Annotated in this window: 15 protein-coding genes; 7 read left to right on the top strand and 8 right to left on the bottom strand. The window is 69.2% G+C overall.

Annotated features, from left to right (window positions below):
- From KIH27_RS16185 to KIH27_RS16195, 3 genes are all read left to right on the top strand, one after another.
- The coding region (locus tag KIH27_RS16185) for an FAD-linked oxidase C-terminal domain-containing protein (RefSeq protein WP_284144762.1) at positions 1-575 on the top strand (575 nt) is incomplete at its 5' end.
- Positions 576-717: 142 nt separating this feature from the next.
- Positions 718-1,908 (top strand): cytochrome P450, encoded by a 1,191-nt coding sequence (locus KIH27_RS16190; protein WP_284144763.1) that lies wholly within the window; start codon positions 718-720, stop codon positions 1,906-1,908.
- Positions 1,908-2,504, top strand: a complete 597-nt coding sequence (locus KIH27_RS16195; protein ID WP_214093991.1) for a TetR/AcrR family transcriptional regulator — start codon at positions 1,908-1,910, stop codon at positions 2,502-2,504. Before KIH27_RS16190 ends, KIH27_RS16195 begins: the two co-directional genes overlap by 1 nt.
- On the opposite strand, the gene KIH27_RS16200 is transcribed toward KIH27_RS16195, so the two are convergent.
- The 5 genes from KIH27_RS16200 to KIH27_RS16220 all read right to left on the bottom strand — a co-directional run bounded on the left by KIH27_RS16200 (position 2,476) and on the right by KIH27_RS16220 (position 8,751).
- Positions 2,476-3,192 (bottom strand): siderophore-interacting protein, encoded by a 717-nt coding sequence (locus KIH27_RS16200; RefSeq protein WP_214093992.1) that lies wholly within the window; start codon positions 3,190-3,192, stop codon positions 2,476-2,478. The genes KIH27_RS16195 and KIH27_RS16200 overlap by 29 nt on opposite strands.
- A gap of 51 nt (positions 3,193-3,243) precedes the next feature.
- On the bottom strand, positions 3,244-4,386 hold the full coding sequence (locus KIH27_RS16205) for an acyltransferase family protein (RefSeq protein WP_214093993.1): 1,143 nt from the start codon (positions 4,384-4,386) through the stop codon (positions 3,244-3,246).
- Positions 4,383-6,125, bottom strand: coding sequence for a DEAD/DEAH box helicase (locus tag KIH27_RS16210; RefSeq protein WP_214093994.1), 1,743 nt, complete (start codon positions 6,123-6,125; stop codon positions 4,383-4,385). Before KIH27_RS16210 ends, KIH27_RS16205 begins: the two co-directional genes overlap by 4 nt.
- Before the next feature lie 101 nt (positions 6,126-6,226).
- Positions 6,227-7,039 (bottom strand): hypothetical protein, encoded by an 813-nt coding sequence (locus KIH27_RS16215; protein WP_214093995.1) that lies wholly within the window; start codon positions 7,037-7,039, stop codon positions 6,227-6,229.
- Complete coding sequence (locus tag KIH27_RS16220) at positions 7,036-8,751, bottom strand: vWA domain-containing protein (RefSeq protein ID WP_250150245.1); 1,716 nt, start codon at positions 8,749-8,751, stop codon at positions 7,036-7,038. Before KIH27_RS16220 ends, KIH27_RS16215 begins: the two co-directional genes overlap by 4 nt.
- Positions 8,752-8,860: 109 nt before the next feature.
- Between KIH27_RS16220 and KIH27_RS16225 the strand changes: the two genes are divergently transcribed.
- Positions 8,861-9,424 carry an LppP/LprE family lipoprotein gene (locus KIH27_RS16225; RefSeq protein WP_214093996.1) on the top strand — a complete coding sequence of 188 codons (564 nt, stop codon included), beginning with the start codon at positions 8,861-8,863 and terminating at the stop codon, positions 9,422-9,424.
- A 67-nt stretch (positions 9,425-9,491) separates the two neighbouring features.
- Here the strand turns inward: KIH27_RS16225 and KIH27_RS16230 are convergent, their stop codons facing one another.
- Entirely contained in the window at positions 9,492-11,441 is a 1,950-nt protein-coding gene (locus KIH27_RS16230) for an MFS transporter (RefSeq protein ID WP_214094037.1), read from the bottom strand.
- 348 nt (positions 11,442-11,789) lie between these two features.
- Between KIH27_RS16230 and KIH27_RS16235 the strand changes: the two genes are divergently transcribed.
- The 3 genes from KIH27_RS16235 (at position 11,790) to KIH27_RS16245 (ending at position 17,571) form a co-directional block, all read left to right on the top strand.
- Positions 11,790-12,569 (top strand): hypothetical protein, encoded by a 780-nt coding sequence (locus KIH27_RS16235; protein ID WP_214093997.1) that lies wholly within the window; start codon positions 11,790-11,792, stop codon positions 12,567-12,569.
- 232 nt (positions 12,570-12,801) lie between these two features.
- On the top strand, positions 12,802-16,461 hold the full coding sequence (locus tag KIH27_RS16240; RefSeq protein WP_250150248.1) for a multifunctional oxoglutarate decarboxylase/oxoglutarate dehydrogenase thiamine pyrophosphate-binding subunit/dihydrolipoyllysine-residue succinyltransferase subunit: 3,660 nt from the start codon (positions 12,802-12,804) through the stop codon (positions 16,459-16,461).
- A 279-nt stretch (positions 16,462-16,740) separates the two neighbouring features.
- Complete coding sequence (locus KIH27_RS16245; RefSeq protein WP_214093999.1) at positions 16,741-17,571, top strand: SDR family NAD(P)-dependent oxidoreductase; 831 nt, start codon at positions 16,741-16,743, stop codon at positions 17,569-17,571.
- 36 nt (positions 17,572-17,607) lie between these two features.
- Here the strand turns inward: KIH27_RS16245 and KIH27_RS16250 are convergent, their stop codons facing one another.
- Complete coding sequence (locus tag KIH27_RS16250) at positions 17,608-18,462, bottom strand: glycine betaine ABC transporter substrate-binding protein (RefSeq protein WP_307856905.1); 855 nt, start codon at positions 18,460-18,462, stop codon at positions 17,608-17,610.
- A 4-nt stretch (positions 18,463-18,466) separates the two neighbouring features.
- Positions 18,467-19,654: an NAD(P)-dependent malic enzyme gene (locus KIH27_RS16255; RefSeq protein WP_214094000.1), complete on the bottom strand. Its 1,188-nt coding sequence runs from the start codon at positions 19,652-19,654 to the stop codon at positions 18,467-18,469.
- Positions 19,655-19,707: the final 53 nt, after the last annotated feature.

A 19,707-nucleotide genomic window follows, 5' to 3' on the forward strand; every position in this document is an offset into this window, starting at 1 on the left:
TGGGCCTGGACCGCGATGCTGCCGCGATGCTGCTGGCCGCCTCCGATGAGCGCGGACCGGCCAGCGCCGACGACGTCGCACTGATCGGCACGGTGTTCACCGAACACGGTGCAAAAGACGTCTTCACCACCGATGATCCCGATGAGGCGGAGGCGTTCGTGGCCGCGCGCCGCTATGCGATCCCGGCGGTGGAGGCCAAGGGGCCGCTGCTGCTCGAGGACGTCGGGGTGCCGCTGCCGCAACTGGCAGACCTGATCATCGGCATCGAGGCGATCGCCGCGCAGCACGAACTGCTGATCTCGGTGATCGCCCACGCCGGCGACGGCAACACCCACCCGCTGATCGTGCACGACCCGACCGACCCTGACCACGCCCGCCGCGCGCAGGCGGCCTACGGCCAGATCATGGATCTGGCCATCGCACTGGGCGGCACCATCACCGGCGAGCACGGCGTCGGCCGGCTCAAACGCCCCTGGCTGGCCGACCAGATCGGCCCCGACGCGATGGCCCTCAACCAGCGCATTAAGACCGCCCTGGACCCACTGGGCATCCTCAACCCCGGCTCGGGAATCTAACCCCTTCCCCGCGACCGTGCAGAGTTGACCACCGCCACCTGGGACTTCGCCGGAGAGTTCTGCACCGTCGCGAAAAAAGGGGGTTGACACCGAATTCGCGATGTCGTACTTATGAGACATGACAGCAACGTTGTCTCATCCGATGTTCGTACCGTGCTCGGCCAGCACCTGGGCCGACCCGTACCCGATGTACGCGGCGCTGCGCGAACACGACCCGGTGCACCACGTCGTCCCCGAGGACGCGCCCGACCAGGACTACTACGTGCTGTCCCGGCACGCCGACGTCTGGGCGGCGGCCGCCGACCATGAGACGTTCTCCTCAGCCCAGGGCCTGACGATCAACTACGGCGAACTCGAGGCGATCGGCCTGGCCGAGAACCCGCCGATGGTCATGCAGGACCCCCCGGTCCACACCCAATTCCGCAAACTGGTGGCCCGCGCCTTCACCCCGGCGCACGTCAAGCGGCTGGAGCCGCAGGTCCGCGAGTTCGCCGCCGAGCGCATCGAGGGGTTGCGCTCGGCGGGAGGTGGCGACATCGTCGCCGCGTTGTTCAAACCGCTGCCGTCGATGGTCGTCGCGCACTTCCTCGGCGTCCCCGAGGACGACCGCACGCAGTTCGACCATTGGACGGAGGCGATCGTCGCGGCCAGCGCCAACGAGGCGGGGTTCGCCAGCGCCGGCGACGCCGTCACTCAGATGATGGGCTATTTCGCCGGACTCATCGAGCGACGCCGCACCGATCCCGGCGAGGACATCATCTCCCATCTGGTGGCCTCCGGGGTCGGCGCCGAGGGCGACCACGCCGGACTGTTCTCGATCCTGGCGTTCGCGTTCACGATGGTCACCGGCGGCAACGACACCACCACCGGGATGCTCGGCGGATCGACGCAGCTGCTGTTCCGGCACCCCGATCAACGCCGGCTGCTGGTCGACAACCCCGAACTGACCCATGAGGCCATCGAGGAACTGCTGCGGATGACGTCACCGGTGCAGGGGCTGTGCCGCACCACCACCCGCGACGTGACCATCGGCGACACCACCATCCCGGCCGGCCGCAAGGCGCTGCTGCTGTACGCCTCCGCCAACCGCGACGAACGCCAATTCGGCGCGAACGCCGCCGAACTGGATGTGCTGCGCAAACCGCGCCAGATCCTGACGTTCGGCTACGGCGCCCACCACTGCATCGGCAACCAGGCGGCGCGCATGGAATCCCGAGTGGCGCTGGAGGAGTTGCTGGCACGCTGCCCGGACTACACGATCGACGAGGCCGGCATCACCTACGCCGGTGGCAGCTACGTCCGGCGGCCGCTGACGCTGCCGTTCACCCCCTGATGGCCGGTCCCGACTGGCTGGCCGACGACCGCACCGAACTGGCCGCCGAGAAGATCCTCGACGCAGCCGCGCAGCTGTTCGCCGAGCGCGACCCCGCGTCGGTGGGCATGCATGAGATCGCCAACGCCGCAGGATGTTCCCGCGCCACGCTGTACCGGTACTTCGAGAGCCGCGAGGTCCTGCATCTCGCCTATGTGCACCGGTGGGCGCACGCGCTGTATCAGCTGTTGACCGAACGGCTTTCGTCCCTCGACGACCCGCATGAGCGACTGGTCACCGGAATCCTCGAGGCGCTGGCCATGATCCGCGAGAACCCGTCGCTGGCATCGTGGTTCGCCGAGGCGGGGCCGCCGATCGGCGGGACGATGGCCGAGCAGTCCGAGATCGTCGCGACGATGATCTGCCACTTCCTGATCGAATCGGGCTCACCCGGCGGCGAGGTGGTGCAGCGCCGGGCCCGCTGGGTGGTGCGGGTGATGACGTCGCTGCTGAGCTTCCCGGGACGCGACCGCGACGACGAGCGGATGATGCTCGAGCAATTCCTGGTACCCGTGGTGACCGGTCGCGTCAGATCATCCAGTAGGCCTGTGCCTTAATGGATTTCCGCGGTATCCGATAGGCGTCTCGCAGCACCTTGCTCACCGCGCGGGTGGTCTTGTTGTCGCAGGCCACCCAGCCGAAGTGGTCGTCGGCGTCGAACGCCGCCAGGCTGACCGCCTGCACCAGCGCCTCCCCGGCGTTCTTGCGGTCCACCCAACTGACACCGGCACTGCGCCGCACCGGCAGGTTGCGGTCGTCGTCGCGGTGCGCCTCCAGGAAGACCTGAGCGGGGGCGTCCCCGATCGCCGCGAGCAGCGAGTTGACCGCGGGCAGCGAGGCCCGGTCGCCGACGATGACGTAGCCCGCCGGCGCGGGTTCGGGAAGGGTGAACTTGCTCCCCAGCACGCTGGCCTCGATGACGTCACCGGGTTGCGCGGACTGCGCCCAGTGCGAGGCGATCCCGTCGTGCAGGGCGAACTCGATGTCCACGGTGCCGGCGGCGGGGTCGGGGTCGACGAGGGTGTAGGCGCGCTGGTGGATCTTGTCCCCGTCGGCGAACCACAACCGGATCCACATCGTCGGGTGCACCGACCGTCCGGACAGCAGATCCTCGGCGGCGAAGCTCAGCCGCAGGTACCCCGGGCCGATCTCCCGGCGGCCGGTCACGGTCAGCCGGTGGTCGCCGGCGCCCAGCAGTTTGAGCACGGCACCCTGCCAGCCCCGAGCAGCCTTCTGGTCGGCCATCCACCCTCCCTCGCCTTGAACTTAGGGCAGCGTAACCTATCTCGTTGCGGGTCAGTCGCGCACGCGGGTGAAGCGGTGCAGCAGCCAGGCCACCGGAATCGTCACCGCCAGCGTCGCGACGAACAGCTGCAGCATCGACCCGGTGTAGACCGGGCGGTGCAGCAACTCGACCATCACCACCTCCATCAGCACCAGGTGCACCAGGAATATCTCGTAGGAGATCTCCCCCAGCCACACCATCGGCCGGGTTGCCAGCGCCCGCGCGTACCAGCCCCGGTTGCCCAGTGCCAGCGGCGCCACCACCAGGGCGGAGATCACTACGTAGAACACCGCCTTGATCAGCGCCTCACCCAGCCCCGTGGGTGAGGTGGTGGGCGCCCCGGCGATCGGGGTGGACGCGATCAGGTAGCAGATCACCGCGAGCGGGATCGCGATGAACCCGGGGCAGCGCACCCCCATCTGCTGCAGCACCGTCAGCACCATCCCGCCGACGAACCAGATCAGGTAGGACGGCGGGAAGATCCGAGCGCCGCCGGGCAGCAGGTCGGGGATGTGCGCCAGCGTCAGCCACACCGGGCTGATCAGCGCCACCGCCGCCAGACCGACCAGCAGTCGGATCGGCCGCCACTGCCGCCGGCACAGCCCCACCAGCAGCAGGTAGGCCAGCGGCGGCAGCACCAGGTAGAACGCCACCTCCACCGCCAGGCTCCACATCTGGGTGAGGCCCTGGTGCAGGTAGCCGCCGTAGGGGTAGGTGGTGCTGTAGATCTGGGTCAGCGTCAGGTTGCGCAGCAGCCCGGTCCAGGTGTGCCCGGGGTTCGGCCCGGCCTCCCGGAAGTGGTAGATCAGGTAGGCCAGCAGCACCGTGACCACGTAGGGCGGCATGATCCGCCGGACCCGGTGCCAGGAGTAGCGGCGCAGGGACGGGGCCGGCCGCTGACCGGCGACCGCGCGCACCCAGGGCCGGAACAGCAGGAAGCCGGAGAGTACGAAGAAGATCGGCACCCCGATCTCCATCCGGGAGCCGACCAGCCCGGCGTAGCCATGGGTGTACTTGCCGGTGGTGTACGCGGCGTGGGTGGCCACCACCAGGATCGCCGCCACGGCGCGCACACCGGTCAGCGACGCGACCCGATCCACGTGGGCGACCGGTTTCAGCGCGCCCGGGGTGACCTCGCGCTGGGTCAGCGTCATTCCCGCTTCCGGTGCGGCCTGTCGTCACCGTGGCGGTTCGGTCTGCCTCCGGGCTTGCCACCCGAACGCTCACGTTCCAGGTTGATGAGCACACCCTGAATCCGGGTCTGCTCCAATGCCTTCCAGGTCTTGCCGGGGAGCTTCGCCGGCAACTCCACCAGGGAGTGGTCCACCCGGATGCTGATGTGGCCGAAGTCGCCGCGGTGCAGCCCGCCCTCGTTGGCCAGTGCGCCGACGATCGCACCGGGGTTGACCTTGTGCCGCTTGCCGACCGCGATCCGGTAGGTGGCGAACCCCTCCTTGGGCGCCTCGCGGGGGCCATCATGGGAACGCTCGTGGCTGCGTTTCCGGTCCTCCCGGCCGAAGCCGGCCCGCTCCGCCTTGACCCGTTCGCGGCGCTTGTCCGGCGGCGGCTCCACCATCAGGAACGCCTCGCCGTCGCGGGACTGCAGCGCCAGCGCTGCGGCGATGTCGGCCATCGGCACGTTGTGCTCGCGGCTGTAGTCCTCGACGAGGCGGCGGAACAGTTCGATGCCGGTGCCGTCGAGGTGGTCGGTGATGGCGTCGGCGAACTTGGCCACCCGCTGCGCGTTGACGTCGTCGATGCTGGGCAGCTCGGCCTCGATGAGCTTCTGTCGCGTCACCTTCTCGATCAGCTTGAGCAGGTGCCGTTCCCGGGGGCTGACGAACAGCAGCGCCGTCCCGGACCGCCCGGCCCGGCCGGTGCGCCCGATCCGGTGCACGTACGCCTCCGGGTCGTTGGGGATGTCGTAGTTGACGACGTGCGAGATGCGCTCGACGTCCAGCCCGCGCGCGGCGACGTCGGTGGCGACCAGGATGTCGATGCGCCCGTCCTTGAGCGAGGTGATGGTCCGCTCCCGCTGCGCCTGCGCGATGTCGCCGTTGATCGCGGCAGCGGAGAACCCGCGGGCGCGCAGCTTCTCGGCGACCTCCTCGGTGGCCTGCTTGGTGCGGACGAAGACGATCATCGCCTCGAACGCCTCGACTTCAAGCACCCGGGTCAGCGCGTCCATCTTGCGCGGGCCGGCGACCTCGATGTAGCGCTGGGTGATGTTCTCCGCGGTGGCGGTCTTGGCCTTGACCGTGACCTCCACCGGGTCGTGCAGGTACTTCGCGGTGATCCGGCGGATCGCCGGCGGCATCGTCGCGGAGAACAGCGCCACCTGCTTGTGCTCGGGGGTGTCGGCCAGGATGCGTTCGACGTCCTCGGCGAAGCCCATCTGCAGCATCTCGTCGGCCTCGTCGAGCACCAGGTAGTCCAGGTTCGACAGGTCCAGCGTGCCGCGCTCCAGGTGGTCGATGACCCGGCCGGGGGTGCCGACGACGACCTGCGCCCCGCGTTTGAGCCCGGACAGTTGCGCCGTGTACGACGAGCCGCCGTAGACCGGCAGCACGTTGACCCGCGGCAGGTGCGCGCCGTACCGGCCGAACGCTTCGGCGACCTGCAGTGCCAGTTCCCGGGTTGGGGCCAGCACCAGGGCCTGGGTGTTCTTACTGCCGGTGTCGATCCGGGACAGGATCGGGATCGCGAACGCCGCGGTCTTGCCGGTGCCGGTCTGGGCCAGCCCGACGACGTCGGAGCCCTCCAGCAGCGCCGGGATGGTGGCGGCCTGAATCGCCGACGGCTCTTCGTAGCCGACGTCGGCGACGGCCTGCAGCACCGAAGGGTGGATGTGCAGGTCGGCGAAGGTCGGGCTGGGGGCATCAGGCGAGGTCATAGCGGTTAGCAGTCTACGGGCAAAGACGGTGTCAGCTGTGCCACAACGGAGCGGTCCGCGCTGCCTCCGGCCGGTACCGGTGCACCCGCATCCGGAAAACGTTATGCCGCACCCTGATCCCGGCACTGAAAAGTTTGCGTGTGCGGATCGAAATTGTAGGAGAAATCACTGTCTGCCACGTTCTCCGATCCGGTCGGAGACCAGGCACCCGCTTCGAATGCGAAATGGTTCTCCTCGCGGATGCCGCCCCCCGGGATCGGTATTCCCTCTGCGGTAGGCGCCGACAACCTGATCATCGTCACCGCTGCGCCGTCTGCGCACGTCACCCACTCGTGCACACCGTGCGACGACCCGATGTACCACACCGTGGCCTCCGGCAGGTTCGCACTGGCCTCCGCCGGCTGACTCACCGGTGTCGGCTGACCGGCCGACCATCCGACAACCACGAACTGCTCCGAGTTCCCTTGGCCGAGTTGGGTGTGGAAGACCAGATCAGCACCGCTTTTGCGGCTGATCCGGTAGGCACCGACGTAAGGCGTGGGCGAGGCGTTCGACCCGGGCAGCATTCCCGGGCTGTGCACATCGATGCGGGCCACCCGGCTACCGGTCGCAACCAGGACACCGATGGTGGCCTCGCCGAACACAACCTGCGGCGGCGGCGCTTGCCGGGAGATCGTGATCCCGACCCGATCCGGGGCGCCGTCACCGTCGACGTCGACCTGGGTTATCTCGGTGCAGTCGCTGATGCCGGCGCAGGGATCGGTTGCCCGGACCGATCCGGTCTTGCCGGCACCGCTGGATCCGCCAGCGGAGTGCCGCCCTCCAACCGGTTGCGTCCCTTCGGTGCCGCCGGTACACCCGCTCATAGACACGGCAAGGACCACGGCGACGATGGTGCCCAGCTGACTTCTCATGCCACTCCTACGAGGTAGATCTTGGTGACCGACCGGGTGGCCAGCGGTTCACGGGAATCCCCGATGTGGACGGTCCAACCGTTCATCCCCCGTTCGATCCCGTCGGAACTTCCCGCAGGGGCCCAGATCGCCGGGAAGTAATCGGCCCGACCTCCGGAGCAGCTGTAGAAACCGACCCAGTCGGGTTGCTGAACCGGACTGGACCAGGAGCCGCCCACCCTGCTGCGGCACTGGGTGCCGTCGTCGAGTTCCAGCCCGATCGGCGTCGGCGGGCCAAGCGGTGCACGGAGGGCATCCGTGGCACCGGTGGCGGCACGCAGCATCAGCACGTTCTTGAACGGGTCGACCAGGCACAGCACGTAGGCGCTGCCGGCGGTCGGCCAGCAGGCATCGCCGGTGTCGACGCTGGCACCGCACTCCCGGACTCCCCGGGTGACGTCGTGGCGGGACGGAAAGCCACCGCTGCAATCGATCGGGGTATCGCGCATGCTGCTGTCCTTCAGATAACCCGCAGTGGTGCTCCCCCGCGCGTCAACGGGCTTCAGCACCACCGTCTCGGGTTCGCCGCCGGTGCCACCCTGCGCCGCTGGCCCGGCGTGCGGCGCGCACCGGCACAGCACGATCGTCTTGACGGTGCCCGAAACGGTGCCACCGGACTCGGAGTAGTCCTGCGCGGTCATCCGGTAACCGGCGTCGGTGTCCGGATCTGCGCGGTAGATCAGGCGGTACTCGCCCTGCCCGTCTGATTCGGTCGCGACCGGATCTCCGTACAGTTCCACGACCCGACTCAGCGGAGTCCCCGGGACCACTCCGTCGATGGTCCGCCCGCCGCCGTGCGGCTCGATGGAATCCAGCACCCCATCGACAAAGCCGAAGTCGCAATCCCGGTACACCACCCGCACCGACCCCGACGTCGACGCATCCGGGAAATCCGTGTGCGCCCTGCGAATGTCGGCCAGGCTCGAACCCAACTCGATGTCGCCGAAACCGTTGTTCGCCAACGAGTTCTGCGCCTCATCGAGGTTCCGGGTCGCCAGCAACCGAGCGGCCAGTTGATTGGCGTTGTCGGCCTGCACGAAAATTCCTCCGGTGGCCGTCGCAATGCAACGCAGTTGGTCACTGGCCGCACCCGCGGTCTTGAAGCCCACGGTCGAGACCGTCAGATTCGGACGGGACTGCTTGAGCTGTCCCGCGGTGTCACACGGTGGGGTATCGCAGGTGTCCTCACCGTCGGAGACCAGCACGATCGCCGACTGCTTAGCGCCGGCCGGCAACTGCGCCGCCGCCGTCTGCAATGCCAGACTGATCGGCGTGTACCCCGACGCGGTCAAAGCGGCGATCCGGGTTTGCATCTGGGCGCGGTCCAGCGGGCCCAGCGGGATCAGGACCTTTACATCCTGACAGCCCGCAGTCTTCTCGGCGTCAGCAGAACCGGTGCTGGTGCCGTAGGTCAGCAGCGACATAGCCGTACCGTTGGGCATCCCGTCGACCAATCCCTGCGCCGCTTGTTTGGCCGCATCCATCCGCGGACCCGGCGCATCGGCCTCGGTCATCGATCCCGACGCATCCACGATCAGCGCCGTCGGTACTGCCGACGGCGGGGTGGGGCGCTTGGCGGTCACCTGCTTTCCGCCCGAGTCACTGCACCCGGCCACCAGAATCACCATGACAACAGCCGCCGCGGCCGTACGCATCCAGTGCGTTCGCTGCATTCGCAGAGCGTATTGAGCGGACGGTCAGCACCACTATCCTCCGAACGGCCGACGCCGCGACGGCCCCGCCTACCCCGCGGGACACCGCCAGACCGGTACGGTCCCCGGTGTGTCGCGTGTCGCAATACCGTTAGCCGCTGTCACCGCACTCGCGGTGACGCTGGCCGGGTGCGGGTCCGGCGACTCCACCGTCGCCAAGACCCCGTCGGCGCCCAGCAGCACCGCCGTCGCGGCCGCTCCCCCGGAATCCGTCGAGACCGGCGCCGCAGCGCCGCCCGGCGCGCCCGCCGACCCGTGCGCGGTCAACCTGGCGGCGCCCGCGATCGCCAAGGCCGTCTCCGAACTGCCCCACGACCCGCGCAGCGGCCAGCCCTGGAACCCCGAACCGGTCGCCGGCAACTACAGCGAATGCACGGACCTGTCCGCGGTGATCGTCAAGGCCAACACCAACACCGAGCACCGCAACACCCGCGCGGTGCTGTTCCACCGGGGGCAGTACCTGCCGCAGACCGCACCGGACACCTACGGATTCAGCGGGATCGACCTCGCCCACTGCACCCCCGACACGGTGGCGTTGCAGACCACCAGCGGCATCGCCGGGCTGACCAGCACGGTGAGGTTCCACTGGAACGGCAGCGCGGTGGCGATCGTCGCCAATACCCCCACCGGGTAGCGAGGCTCGACGGAGGAGAGGCGAAGCCGGCCCGGCGCATCAACACCACCGGGAGCTCCAGGGCCGGTCAGGGCCGGCCGCCGCGGCGGGTGGACCGCTCGATCTCGTCGGTGTCGTCGGGGTCGCGCCGGTAGTGCCGGTTGCGGTGCGCGGCCACGTTGCGGATCCCGTACTTGGCCAGGATGTCCGGCACCGGTGAACCGTTGGGCGGCCGCTGGAAATGCCGCCCGCCCTCGACGTGGAAACCGTTGTGCGCTAACGGCTCGGGTTCGGGGTCCGGCTCCGGCGGGATGCGCTGGATGACGACCGTGAGCGGCTCGGTGACAGGCTCGGGATCCTCGCGGTAGCGGTGCCGCCGGCGCGGTTCCGGCCGGTGGTCGACGATCCTCGGGATCAGCTCGGTCGGCGCGTTGCAGTAGACAGCGTCGAAGGGGTCGGGCACCGGGTCGGGCTCGTCATCGAGCTCGTCGCCGAACTCGTCGTACCCGTCCCCGAACTCGTACGCGGCGACCTCGTCGTACCCGTCGAACGCATTGAACCCGCCCGGGTCGTCGAAGTCGTCCACATCGTCGATCGGCCCCGGGGTGTCACCGCCCGCGCCGGCCAGTGACCAGTGCGGCTGGTGCGCCGGCGAGATGACGAACCCGACCAGGAATATCGCCGCCAGCACGCCGAACAGCGTGATGAACGCCGGCAGCAACGTCGACTCCGACATCGCCGCCGCGAACGGCTCATGCAACTGCTCCGGCAGCCGCAGCACCGCCCCGACGGGCGGGCCGCCGGGCATCCGCGGCATGTCATCAGCGATCCGCGCCGTCATGAACGCCGCCATCCCGGCGCTGCCCAGCACCGCCCCGACCTGACGGGTCGCGTTGTACACACCGGACCCGGCCCCGGCCAGGTGCGGATCGAGGTTGCGGGTCGCGGTGGCAGCCAGCGGCGACCAGATGAACGCCATTCCGACGCCGATCGCGGCGAACACCAGCGCCAGTCGCCAGATCGGCGTGGTCGGCGTCATCTCGATCGACAGCCAGGTCAGCGCGATCGCCAGCACCGAGAACCCGAATCCGACCACCGAGCGCGGGTGGGCCCGGTCGACCACCTTGCCGACGACCGGCGCCAGCACCCCGGTGGCGATGGCCATCGGCGCGGTCAGCACCGCCGACCGGGTCGGTGACAGACCGCACACCGCCTGTGCGTAGAACATCACCGGCAGCACCATCGCGGTCGACGCGAACCCGATGACCGCCACCGCCAGATTCGCCAGGCTGAAGTCCAGATCGCGGAAGATGTGCAGCGGCACCAGCGGCTCGCGGGTGTTGATCGCCTGCCAGTTGACGAACACCGCCAGCAGTACGACGCCGCCGGCCACCATCCCCCAGATCCACGGCGGCCACCCCTTGGACTGGCCCTCCTGCAGGGCGAAGACCACCAGGAACATCCCGGCCCCGGACAGCGCGACGCCGAGCACGTCGAACCGGTGCCGGTGGGCGGGCAGGCTCGGGACCAGCACCGCCGCCAGGATCAGCCCGATGACGCCGATCGGGACGTTGACGAAGAAGATCCACTCCCACCCCAGCCCGTCGACCAGCACCCCACCGGCCAGCGGCCCGATCAGGGTCGCGACACCGGCGGTGGCGCCCCAGACGCTCATCGCCATGCCGCGGCGCTCGACCGGGAAGATCCGGGTGATCATCGTCAGCGTCTGCGGGGTCAGCAGCGCCGCGCCGACGCCCTGCACCGCACGCGCGATGATCAGCATCCCGACACTGCCGGACAGCCCGCACCACAGCGAGGCGCCGGTGAACACCACCAGCCCGATCAGATACAGCGTCTTCGGGCCGAACCGGTCGCCGAGTCGGCCCGCGACCAGCAGCGGCACCGCGTATGCCAGCAGGTAGGCGCTGGTCACCCAGATCACCGCGTCGTAGCCGATGTCCAGCGCCACCATGATGCTCGGATTGGCGACCGCGACGATGGTGGAGTCGACCAGGATCATGAAGAAGCCGACCATCATCGCCCACAGCGCACCCCACGGCTTGACCGGCAGCGCGGGGTCGCGGCGCGCAGCATCCAGCCGTCTGGCGCGGTCGCCGGTCTGCGCGGTGCTCAACTACCCCCACCTCGGGTCGGCCATGAATCCTGGGGACGAATCATCGGTGCGATTCGCGACGCCGCCGGGTCGCTGCGCTCGGGGCCGGGCGGCGGCCACCGCCTGCGACGCTACGGACAGAATGGGTTCCGAACAACTCGGGGACGACGGCGTGCGCGTTCGCTGCCGGACACCGGCCGGACCGGCGCAGCAGGGTAAACGACCGCCGGAGCATTAGCCTGACAGGCACGCGACGCCGAACGGGAGGCAACCATGGGCATCATCCGCCGACGCCGGACGGTCCCGGAGCCGACGGCTGACGGCACCGCGAAGCCCGGGGTGGCGGCGCGTGCACTGTCGCAGGTCATCGAGCGCAGTGCGCGGCTGCAGGGCCCGGCGGTGCGTTCCTATGTGGACCGGCTGCGCAGCGGCGCCCCCGGCGCCAGACCCGCCGAGATCGCAGCGCGACTGGAGAAGCACTACCTGGCCGCCGTCGCGGCCAGCGGCGCCGCGGTCGGTGCGACCGCCGCCGTCCCCGCGATCGGAACCCTGTTCGCGCTGAGCGCGGTCGCCGGGGAGACCGCGGTGTTCCTGGAGGCCACCGCGCTGTTCGTACTGGCCGTCGCCGAGGTGCACGGCATCCCCGCCACCGATCGCGAGCGGCGGCGGGCCCTGGTGCTCGCGGTGCTCGTCGGTGACGAGGGCAAGGGCGCGATGGCCGACCTGCTGGGTTCGGGCCGCACCAGCGGCGCGTGGCTGGCCGAGGGAACGGCGGCGCTGCCGCTGCCGGCGGTGTCGCAGCTGAACTCCCGGCTGCTGCGCTACTTCGTCAAACGGTTCACGCTGCGCCGGGGAATGCTCGCGTTCGGGAAGCTGCTGCCGGTCGGCCTGGGCGCGGTGATCGGCGCGATCGGCAACCGGCTGATGGGTAAGAAGATCGTGCGCAACGCGCGCAAGGCGTTCGGTCCGGCACCCGACCGCTGGCCCGTCGCGCTGCGGCTACTGCCCGCGCTGCCCGACGACGACGTCCGCCCGGTCCAGCCGTCCGCGTGATCCGGGCCCGTTGGGCAACCGCGATCCTGGCGGAATATCCGCGAGGGTCTAGCCTTTATGGGGTGCGTGCGCGGGCCGAAGCGTTGCAGCTGAGAGCGCAGAAACCGGTGAGACGCACAGCACAGGCAGGCGCGGCGAATTCGGTTCGCCGAACGACCAGGAATCGAGGCGAGCAACTGTCGTGAGCGGGATCAATTCAGCCTTCGGTCAGAACGAGTGGCTAGTCGAGGAGATGTACCGCAAGTTCCGCGAAGACCCCTCGTCGGTCGATGCGAGCTGGCATGAGTTCCTGGCCGACTACCACCCGGATTCGCCCCGGGAGACCCCGGGCAACGGCGGTTCCGCTCCGGCGGCGCCCAAGCCCGCCGCGGCCCCCGCACCGGCACCCGCCACCGCGGTGGCACCGCCCGCGGCGCCGTCGGCCGGACCACCCGCTGCGGTGGCACCGCCGGCCGCTGCCCCCGCGGCCAAGCCGGCCGGCCCGCCGCCGGCCGCCGACGACCAGTTGCAGGTGCTGCGCGGCGCGGCCGCCGCGGTCGTCAAGAACATGTCCAGCTCACTGGAGGTGCCGACCGCCACCAGCGTGCGCGCCATCCCGGCGAAGCTGATGATCGACAACCGCACCGTCATCAACAATCAGCTCAAGCGGACCCGCGGCGGCAAGATCTCGTTCACCCACCTGCTGGGCTACGCGGTGGTGCAGGCCGTCAAGGCGTTCCCCAACATGAACCGGCACTTCGCTGAGGTCGACGGCAAGCCCAACGTCGTCACCCCGGCGCACACCAATCTGGGTCTCGCCATCGACCTGCAGGGCAGTGGCGGCAAGCGCTCCCTGGTGGTGGCCGCCATCAAGGGCTCCGAGGACCTGCGGTTCGCCGAGTTCGTCAACGCCTACGAGGACATCGTGCGCCGGGCGCGCGACGGCAAGCTCACCGCCGAGGACTTCGCCGGGGTGACGATCTCGCTGACCAACCCCGGCACGATCGGCACCGTGCACTCGGTGCCGCGGCTGATGTCCGGCCAGGGCACGATCGTCGGCGTCGGCGCGATGGAGTACCCGGCGGAGTTCCAGGGGGCCAGCGAGCAGCGCATCGCCGAACTGGGCGTCGGCAAGCTGATCACGCTGACCTCCACCTATGACCACCGGATCATCCAGGGCGCCGAATCCGGTGATTTCCTGCGGACCGTGCACGAACTGCTGCTCTCCGACGGGTTCTGGGACGAGATCTTCTTCGAGCTGTCCATCCCCTACGAGCCGATCCGGTGGCGCACCGACAACCCGGACTCGATCGTCGACAAGAACGCCCGGGTGGTGGAGCTGATCGCGGCCTACCGCAACCGCGGTCACCTGATGGCCGACATCGACCCGCTGCGACTGGACAACACCCGGTTCCGCAGCCACCCCGACCTCGACGTACTGACCCACGGCCTGACGCTGTGGGACTTGGAACGCGAGTTCAAGGTCGACGGCCTGCCCGGCGGCGAGCGCCGCAAGCTGCGCGAGATCCTCGCGGTGCTGCGCGACGCCTACTGCCGGCACGTCGGGGTGGAGTACGCCCACATCCTCGAGCCCGAGCAGCAGCAGTGGCTGCAGGAGCGCATCGAGGTCAAGCACGTCAAACCGACTGTGGCGCAGCAGAAGTACATCCTGAGCAAGCTCAACGCCGCCGAGGCGTTCGAGACGTTCCTGCAGACCAAGTACGTCGGGCAGAAGCGGTTCTCCCTGGAGGGCGCCGAGACCGTCATCCCGATGATGGATGCCGCCATCGACCAGTGCGCGGAGCACGGACTCGACGAGGTCGTGATCGGCATGCCGCACCGCGGCCGGCTCAACGTGCTGGCCAACATCGTCGGCAAGCCGTACTCGCAGATCTTCACCGAGTTCGAGGGCAACCTCAACCCGGCCGAGGCGCACGGCTCCGGCGACGTGAAGTACCACCTCGGTGCCACCGGCGTGTACCTGCAGATGTTCGGCGACAACGAGATTCAGGTCTCGCTGACCGCCAACCCGTCGCACTTGGAGGCCGTCGACCCGGTGCTGGAGGGCATCGTCCGGGCCCGGCAGGACCTGCTGGACCACGGCAGCACCGACGAGGGCGGCGAACAGGCCTTCTCGGTGGTGCCGATGATGCTGCACGGTGACGCGGCGTTCGCGGGTCAAGGGGTGGTCGCCGAGACGCTGAACATGGCGATGCTGCACGGCTACCGGGTCGGCGGCACCATCCACATCGTCGTCAACAACCAGATCGGCTTCACCACCGCGCCGGACCACTCCCGCTCCAGTGAGTACTGCACCGACGTCGCGAAGATGATCGGCGCGCCGATCTTCCACGTCAACGGCGATGACCCGGAGGCCTGCGACTGGGTGGGCCGGCTGGCGGTGGACTTCCGGCAGAAGTTCCACAAGGACGTCGTCATCGACATGCTGTGCTACCGCCGTCGCGGGCACAACGAGGGCGACGACCCGTCGATGACCAACCCGTACATGTACGACGTGATCGGTCACAAGCGCGGTGTCCGCAAGACCTACACCGAAGACCTGATCGGTCGTGGCGACATCTCCACCAAGGAAGCCGACGATGCCCTGCGCGACTACCAGGGCCAGTTGGAGCGGGTGTTCAATGAGGTCCGCGAACTGGAGAAGCACACCGCGCTGCCCAGTGAGTCGGTGGAGTCCGAGCAGCAGGTACCGCGCGGGCTGAACACCGCGGTCGACAAGGCGATGCTGGCCCGCATCGGTGACGCGTTCATGTCCGCCCCGGAAGGGTTCGACGTGCATCCGCGGGTGCTGCCGGTGATGGAGCGACGCCGGGAGATGGCCTACGACGGCAAGGTCGACTGGGCGTTCGGCGAGTTGCTGGCGCTGGGTTCGCTGGTCGCCGAGGGCAAACTGATCCGGCTGTCCGGCCAGGACACCCGCCGCGGCACCTTCTCGCAGCGGCATTCGGTGCTGATCGACCACGTCAACGGCGCGGAGTTCACCCCGCTGCAGTTGCTGGCCACCAACCCCGACGGCACCCCGACCGGTGGCAAGTTCCTGGTGTACGACTCGCCGCTGTCGGAGTACGCCGCGGTCGGCTTCGAGTACGGCTACACCGTCGGCAACCCGGACGCGATGGTGTTGTGGGAGGCGCAGTTCGGCGACTTCGTCAACGGTGCCCAGTCGATCATCGACGAGTTCATCTCCTCCGGTGAGGCCAAGTGGGGGCAGCTGTCCAACGTGGTGCTGCTGCTGCCGCACGGCCACGAGGGTCAGGGACCCGACCACACCTCGGGGCGGATCGAACGCTTCCTGCAGCTGTGGGCCGAGGGTTCGATGACGATCGCGATGCCGTCGACGCCGTCGAACTACTTCCACCTGCTGCGCCGGCACGCCCTGGACGGGATCCAGCGGCCGCTGATCGTGTTCACCCCGAAGTCGATGCTGCGCAACAAGGCGGCGATCAGCGAGGTGAAGGACTTCACCGACGTGAAGTTCCGCTCGGTGCTGGAGGAGCCGACCTACGAGGACGGCATCGGCGACCGCAGCAAGGTCACCCGGGTGCTGCTGACCAGCGGCAAGCTGTACTACGAGCTGGTCGCCCGCAAGGCCAAAGACAACCGCGACGACGTGGCGATCGTGCGGATCGAGCAGTTGGCGCCGCTGCCGAAGCGCCGGCTCGGCGCGACGCTGGATAGCTACCCGAACGCCCACGAGTTCCGCTGGGTGCAGGAGGAGCCGGCCAACCAGGGCGCCTGGCCGAGGTTCGGTCTGGAGCTGCCGGAGTTGCTGCCCGACAAGCTGACCGGGATCAAGCGGATCTCGCGTCGGGCGATGTCGGCGCCGTCGTCGGGGTCGTCGAAGGTGCACGCCGTCGAGCAGCACGAGATCATCGAGGAGGCGTTCGGCTGAGGAACGAAGCCGAACGCTCGACGAGCCACAAGCAGCGAGGAGGCGTTCGGCTGAGGTCCGCCAGGACCGTAGCCGAACGCTCGACGAGCCACCAGCACCGCGGAGGCGTTCGGCTGAGGCCGCCCTCCCCGCGACCGTGCAGAGATGTTCGTCAAAGTCCCAGGTGACACCGAACATTTCTGCACGCTCGGCAGGTGGGTGGGCCAGTCCGATGCGGGTCAACCTGGTACCCGCGGTACTGGGTAAGCTCTAGCGATCAGCCGAGATCAGGGAGCGCGCATGCAGGGATTTGCCGGGAAAGTCGCCGTCATCACCGGTGCCGGGTCGGGCATCGGCCAGGCACTGGCCGTTGAACTCGCCCGCGCAGGTGCCCGGCTGGCGATCAGCGACGTCGACACCGAGGGCCTGGCCGAGACCGAGCGCCGGGTGACCGCCCTGGGCGTGCAGGTCAAGGCCGACCGCCTCGACGTCACCGAACGCGAGGCGGTCCTGCTGTACGCAGACGAGGTCAAGGACCACTTCGGGCGGGTCAACCAGATCTACAACAACGCCGGCATCGCGTACAACGGCGACGTCGAGGTCACCCCGTTCAAGGACATCGAGCGGGTGATGGACGTCGACTTCTGGGGCGTCGTCAACGGCACGAAAGCCTTTCTGCCGCACCTGATCGCCTCCGGCGACGGCCATGTCATCAATATCTCCAGCCTGTTCGGGCTGCTGTCGATGCCCGGCCAGGCCGCGTACAACGCGGCCAAGTTCGCCGTCCGCGGTTTCACCGAGGCACTGAACCAGGAGATGGCCATCGCCAAGCACCCGGTCAGGGTCACCACGGTGCATCCGGGCGGGATCAAGACCGCGATCGCCCGCAACGCCACCGTCGCCGAGGGACTGGACGCCGCCGCCCTGGCCGACTTCTTCGACCGGCGACTGGCCGCGACCAGTGCAGAAGACGCCGCCCGGGTGATCCTCGACGGGGTCAGCAAAAACCGAGCGCGCGTGCTGATCGGCAAGGACGCCCGGGCGCTGGACCTGCTGGTCCGCCTCACAGCCTCGAAATACCAGCGACTGTTCGCCTTCGGCATCCCCAGGCTGAAGCCGCGGTCGCTCTGACACCGGGCCGATACTCACGCCCGACGGCGGGCCCCGCTACCGTCCCAGCGGATGTTCGTCGAGGAACGCATCGGCGACGTGCCGCGGGTCGGCGCCGTCGGCCACCTGCCGGCGCATATCGGCCAGCGCGGCGGTGTCCAGCACTCCGGCCACCTGGTTGATCGCCAGTAGCTGCGGTTCGGCCAACTCGTTGCGGCGGTACAACGGCACCACGTTCTCGGCGCGCACCAGCGCCGGCGCCGGGTCGCTCAGCACCACCACGTCGTCAGGAATGCGAGGCGCGGCGGTGCTGGTCCACGCCGCGCTGATCTGCTTGGCGCGCAACGCCGAGAACAGCGCCGTGTCGTCGGGGAACTGCTGCGCCGTCGGCAGCCGGCAACCCCCGACCGTCGCCGGCGTACGCGCCCCCGACACGACGCCGAGTGTCAGTCCGCTGCAGTGCCGGGGCAGCTCGCCGAGGTTGGTCGCGTGCCATGTCGCGGCGGTCGCACGGGCCAGCGCCAACGCCGGCTTATCCGCTGCGGTCATGGCGTAGTCACCGGCGGCGATCCCCTCCGGCAGGGCGCCGACCATCGCCTTGTAGACCTGTCGATCGGATCGCCCGGCGGCGTCCGGCGCGAAGACCATCAGCAGTCGGCCGGTGAGCCCGGGCATCACCGTCACCGCCCCGGAATCCAACTGCGCCAGCGGGTCATCGCTGACCTCGACGTGCGAGACCACCCCGGAACCGCGCAGGGCAGCGGCGTAGACGTGCGCCAGCACCAGGGATTCCGCATCGGGTCTGGCGCCCACGAGCACCGGGGGTGGCGCCGGGGCGGCCCCACAGCCGGCCAGCAGCAGCACGGCCAGCCCCAGCGCCAGCCGGCGCAGTCGGTGCGTTGGCCGCCTCACCGGCTCAGGATGCGGATTCGGCCGCGGCGGCGACCGCGGCGGCCACCGCCGGTTCCACCCGGGGGTCCAGCGGGCTCGGCACGATCTTGTCCGGCCCCAACTCGTCGGCGACCACTGAGTAGATCGCTTCGGCGGCAGCAAGTTTCATCGCCTCGGTGATCCGCCGGGCACCGGAGTCCAGCGCGCCGCGGAACATTCCCGGGAATGCCAGGACGTTGTTGATCTGGTTCGGGAAGTCGCTGCGCCCGGTGGCCACGATCGCCGCGTACTTGGCGGCCAGGTCCGGGTGGATCTCCGGGTCGGGATTCGACAGGGCGAACACCACCCCGCCGGGCGCCATGGTGGCGACCAGTTCCTCGGGGATCACCCCACCGGAGGCGCCCAGGAACACGTCGGCACCGGCGATGGCCTCGACCAGCCCACCGGTGCGACCACCCGGGTTGGTGCGCTGTGCCAGTTCGACCTTGACGCTGTTCATGTCGGTGCGCCCGGAATGGACGATGCCCTGCGAGTCGAGCACGATCACATCCGAGATCCCAACGGACAGCAGGATATTGGTGCATGCCACCCCGGCCGCGCCGGCGCCGGAGACCACTACCCGCATCGCCGTCATGTCACGGTCGAGCACCTTGGCCGCACCCATCAGTGCGGCGAGCACGACGATCGCGGTGCCGTGCTGGTCATCATGCATGACCGGGCAGTCCAGCGCCTCGATCGCCCGACGTTCGATCTCGAAGCATCGGGGCGCCGAGATGTCCTCGAGGTTCACCGCGCCGAACGTCGGGCGCAGCCGCACCAGGGTCTCCACGATCTCGTCGGGGTCCTTGGTGTCGAGCACGATCGGGATGGAGTCCAGGCCGGCGAACGTCTTGAACAGTGCCGCCTTGCCCTCCATCACCGGCAGCGACGCCGCGGGGCCGATGTCGCCGAGCCCGAGCACCGCGCTGCCGTCGCTGACCACCGCCACCAGGCGGTGTGCCCACGTGTAGCGGGCAGCGAGGGTCTGGTCGGCGGCGATCGCCCGGCTGACCTGCGCCACTCCGGGGGTGTAGGCGATGGAGAGCGCCCGCTGGGTGTCCAGCGGCGACTTCAGGCCGACGTTGATCTTCCCGCCCTGGTGGGCCTCGAAGATCTCCTCGTCCCCGATGACGATCTGGGGGCTGTTCACGGGGTGTGTTGCGTTCTCAGACATCACCGGTCAGCCTACTGGCCTCGCGTTCGTGCACGTCGGCCGACCGGGAGGGG

The organism is Mycolicibacter acidiphilus (genome assembly GCF_018455725.1).
GTDB lineage: Bacteria > Actinomycetota > Actinomycetes > Mycobacteriales > Mycobacteriaceae > Mycobacterium > Mycobacterium acidiphilum.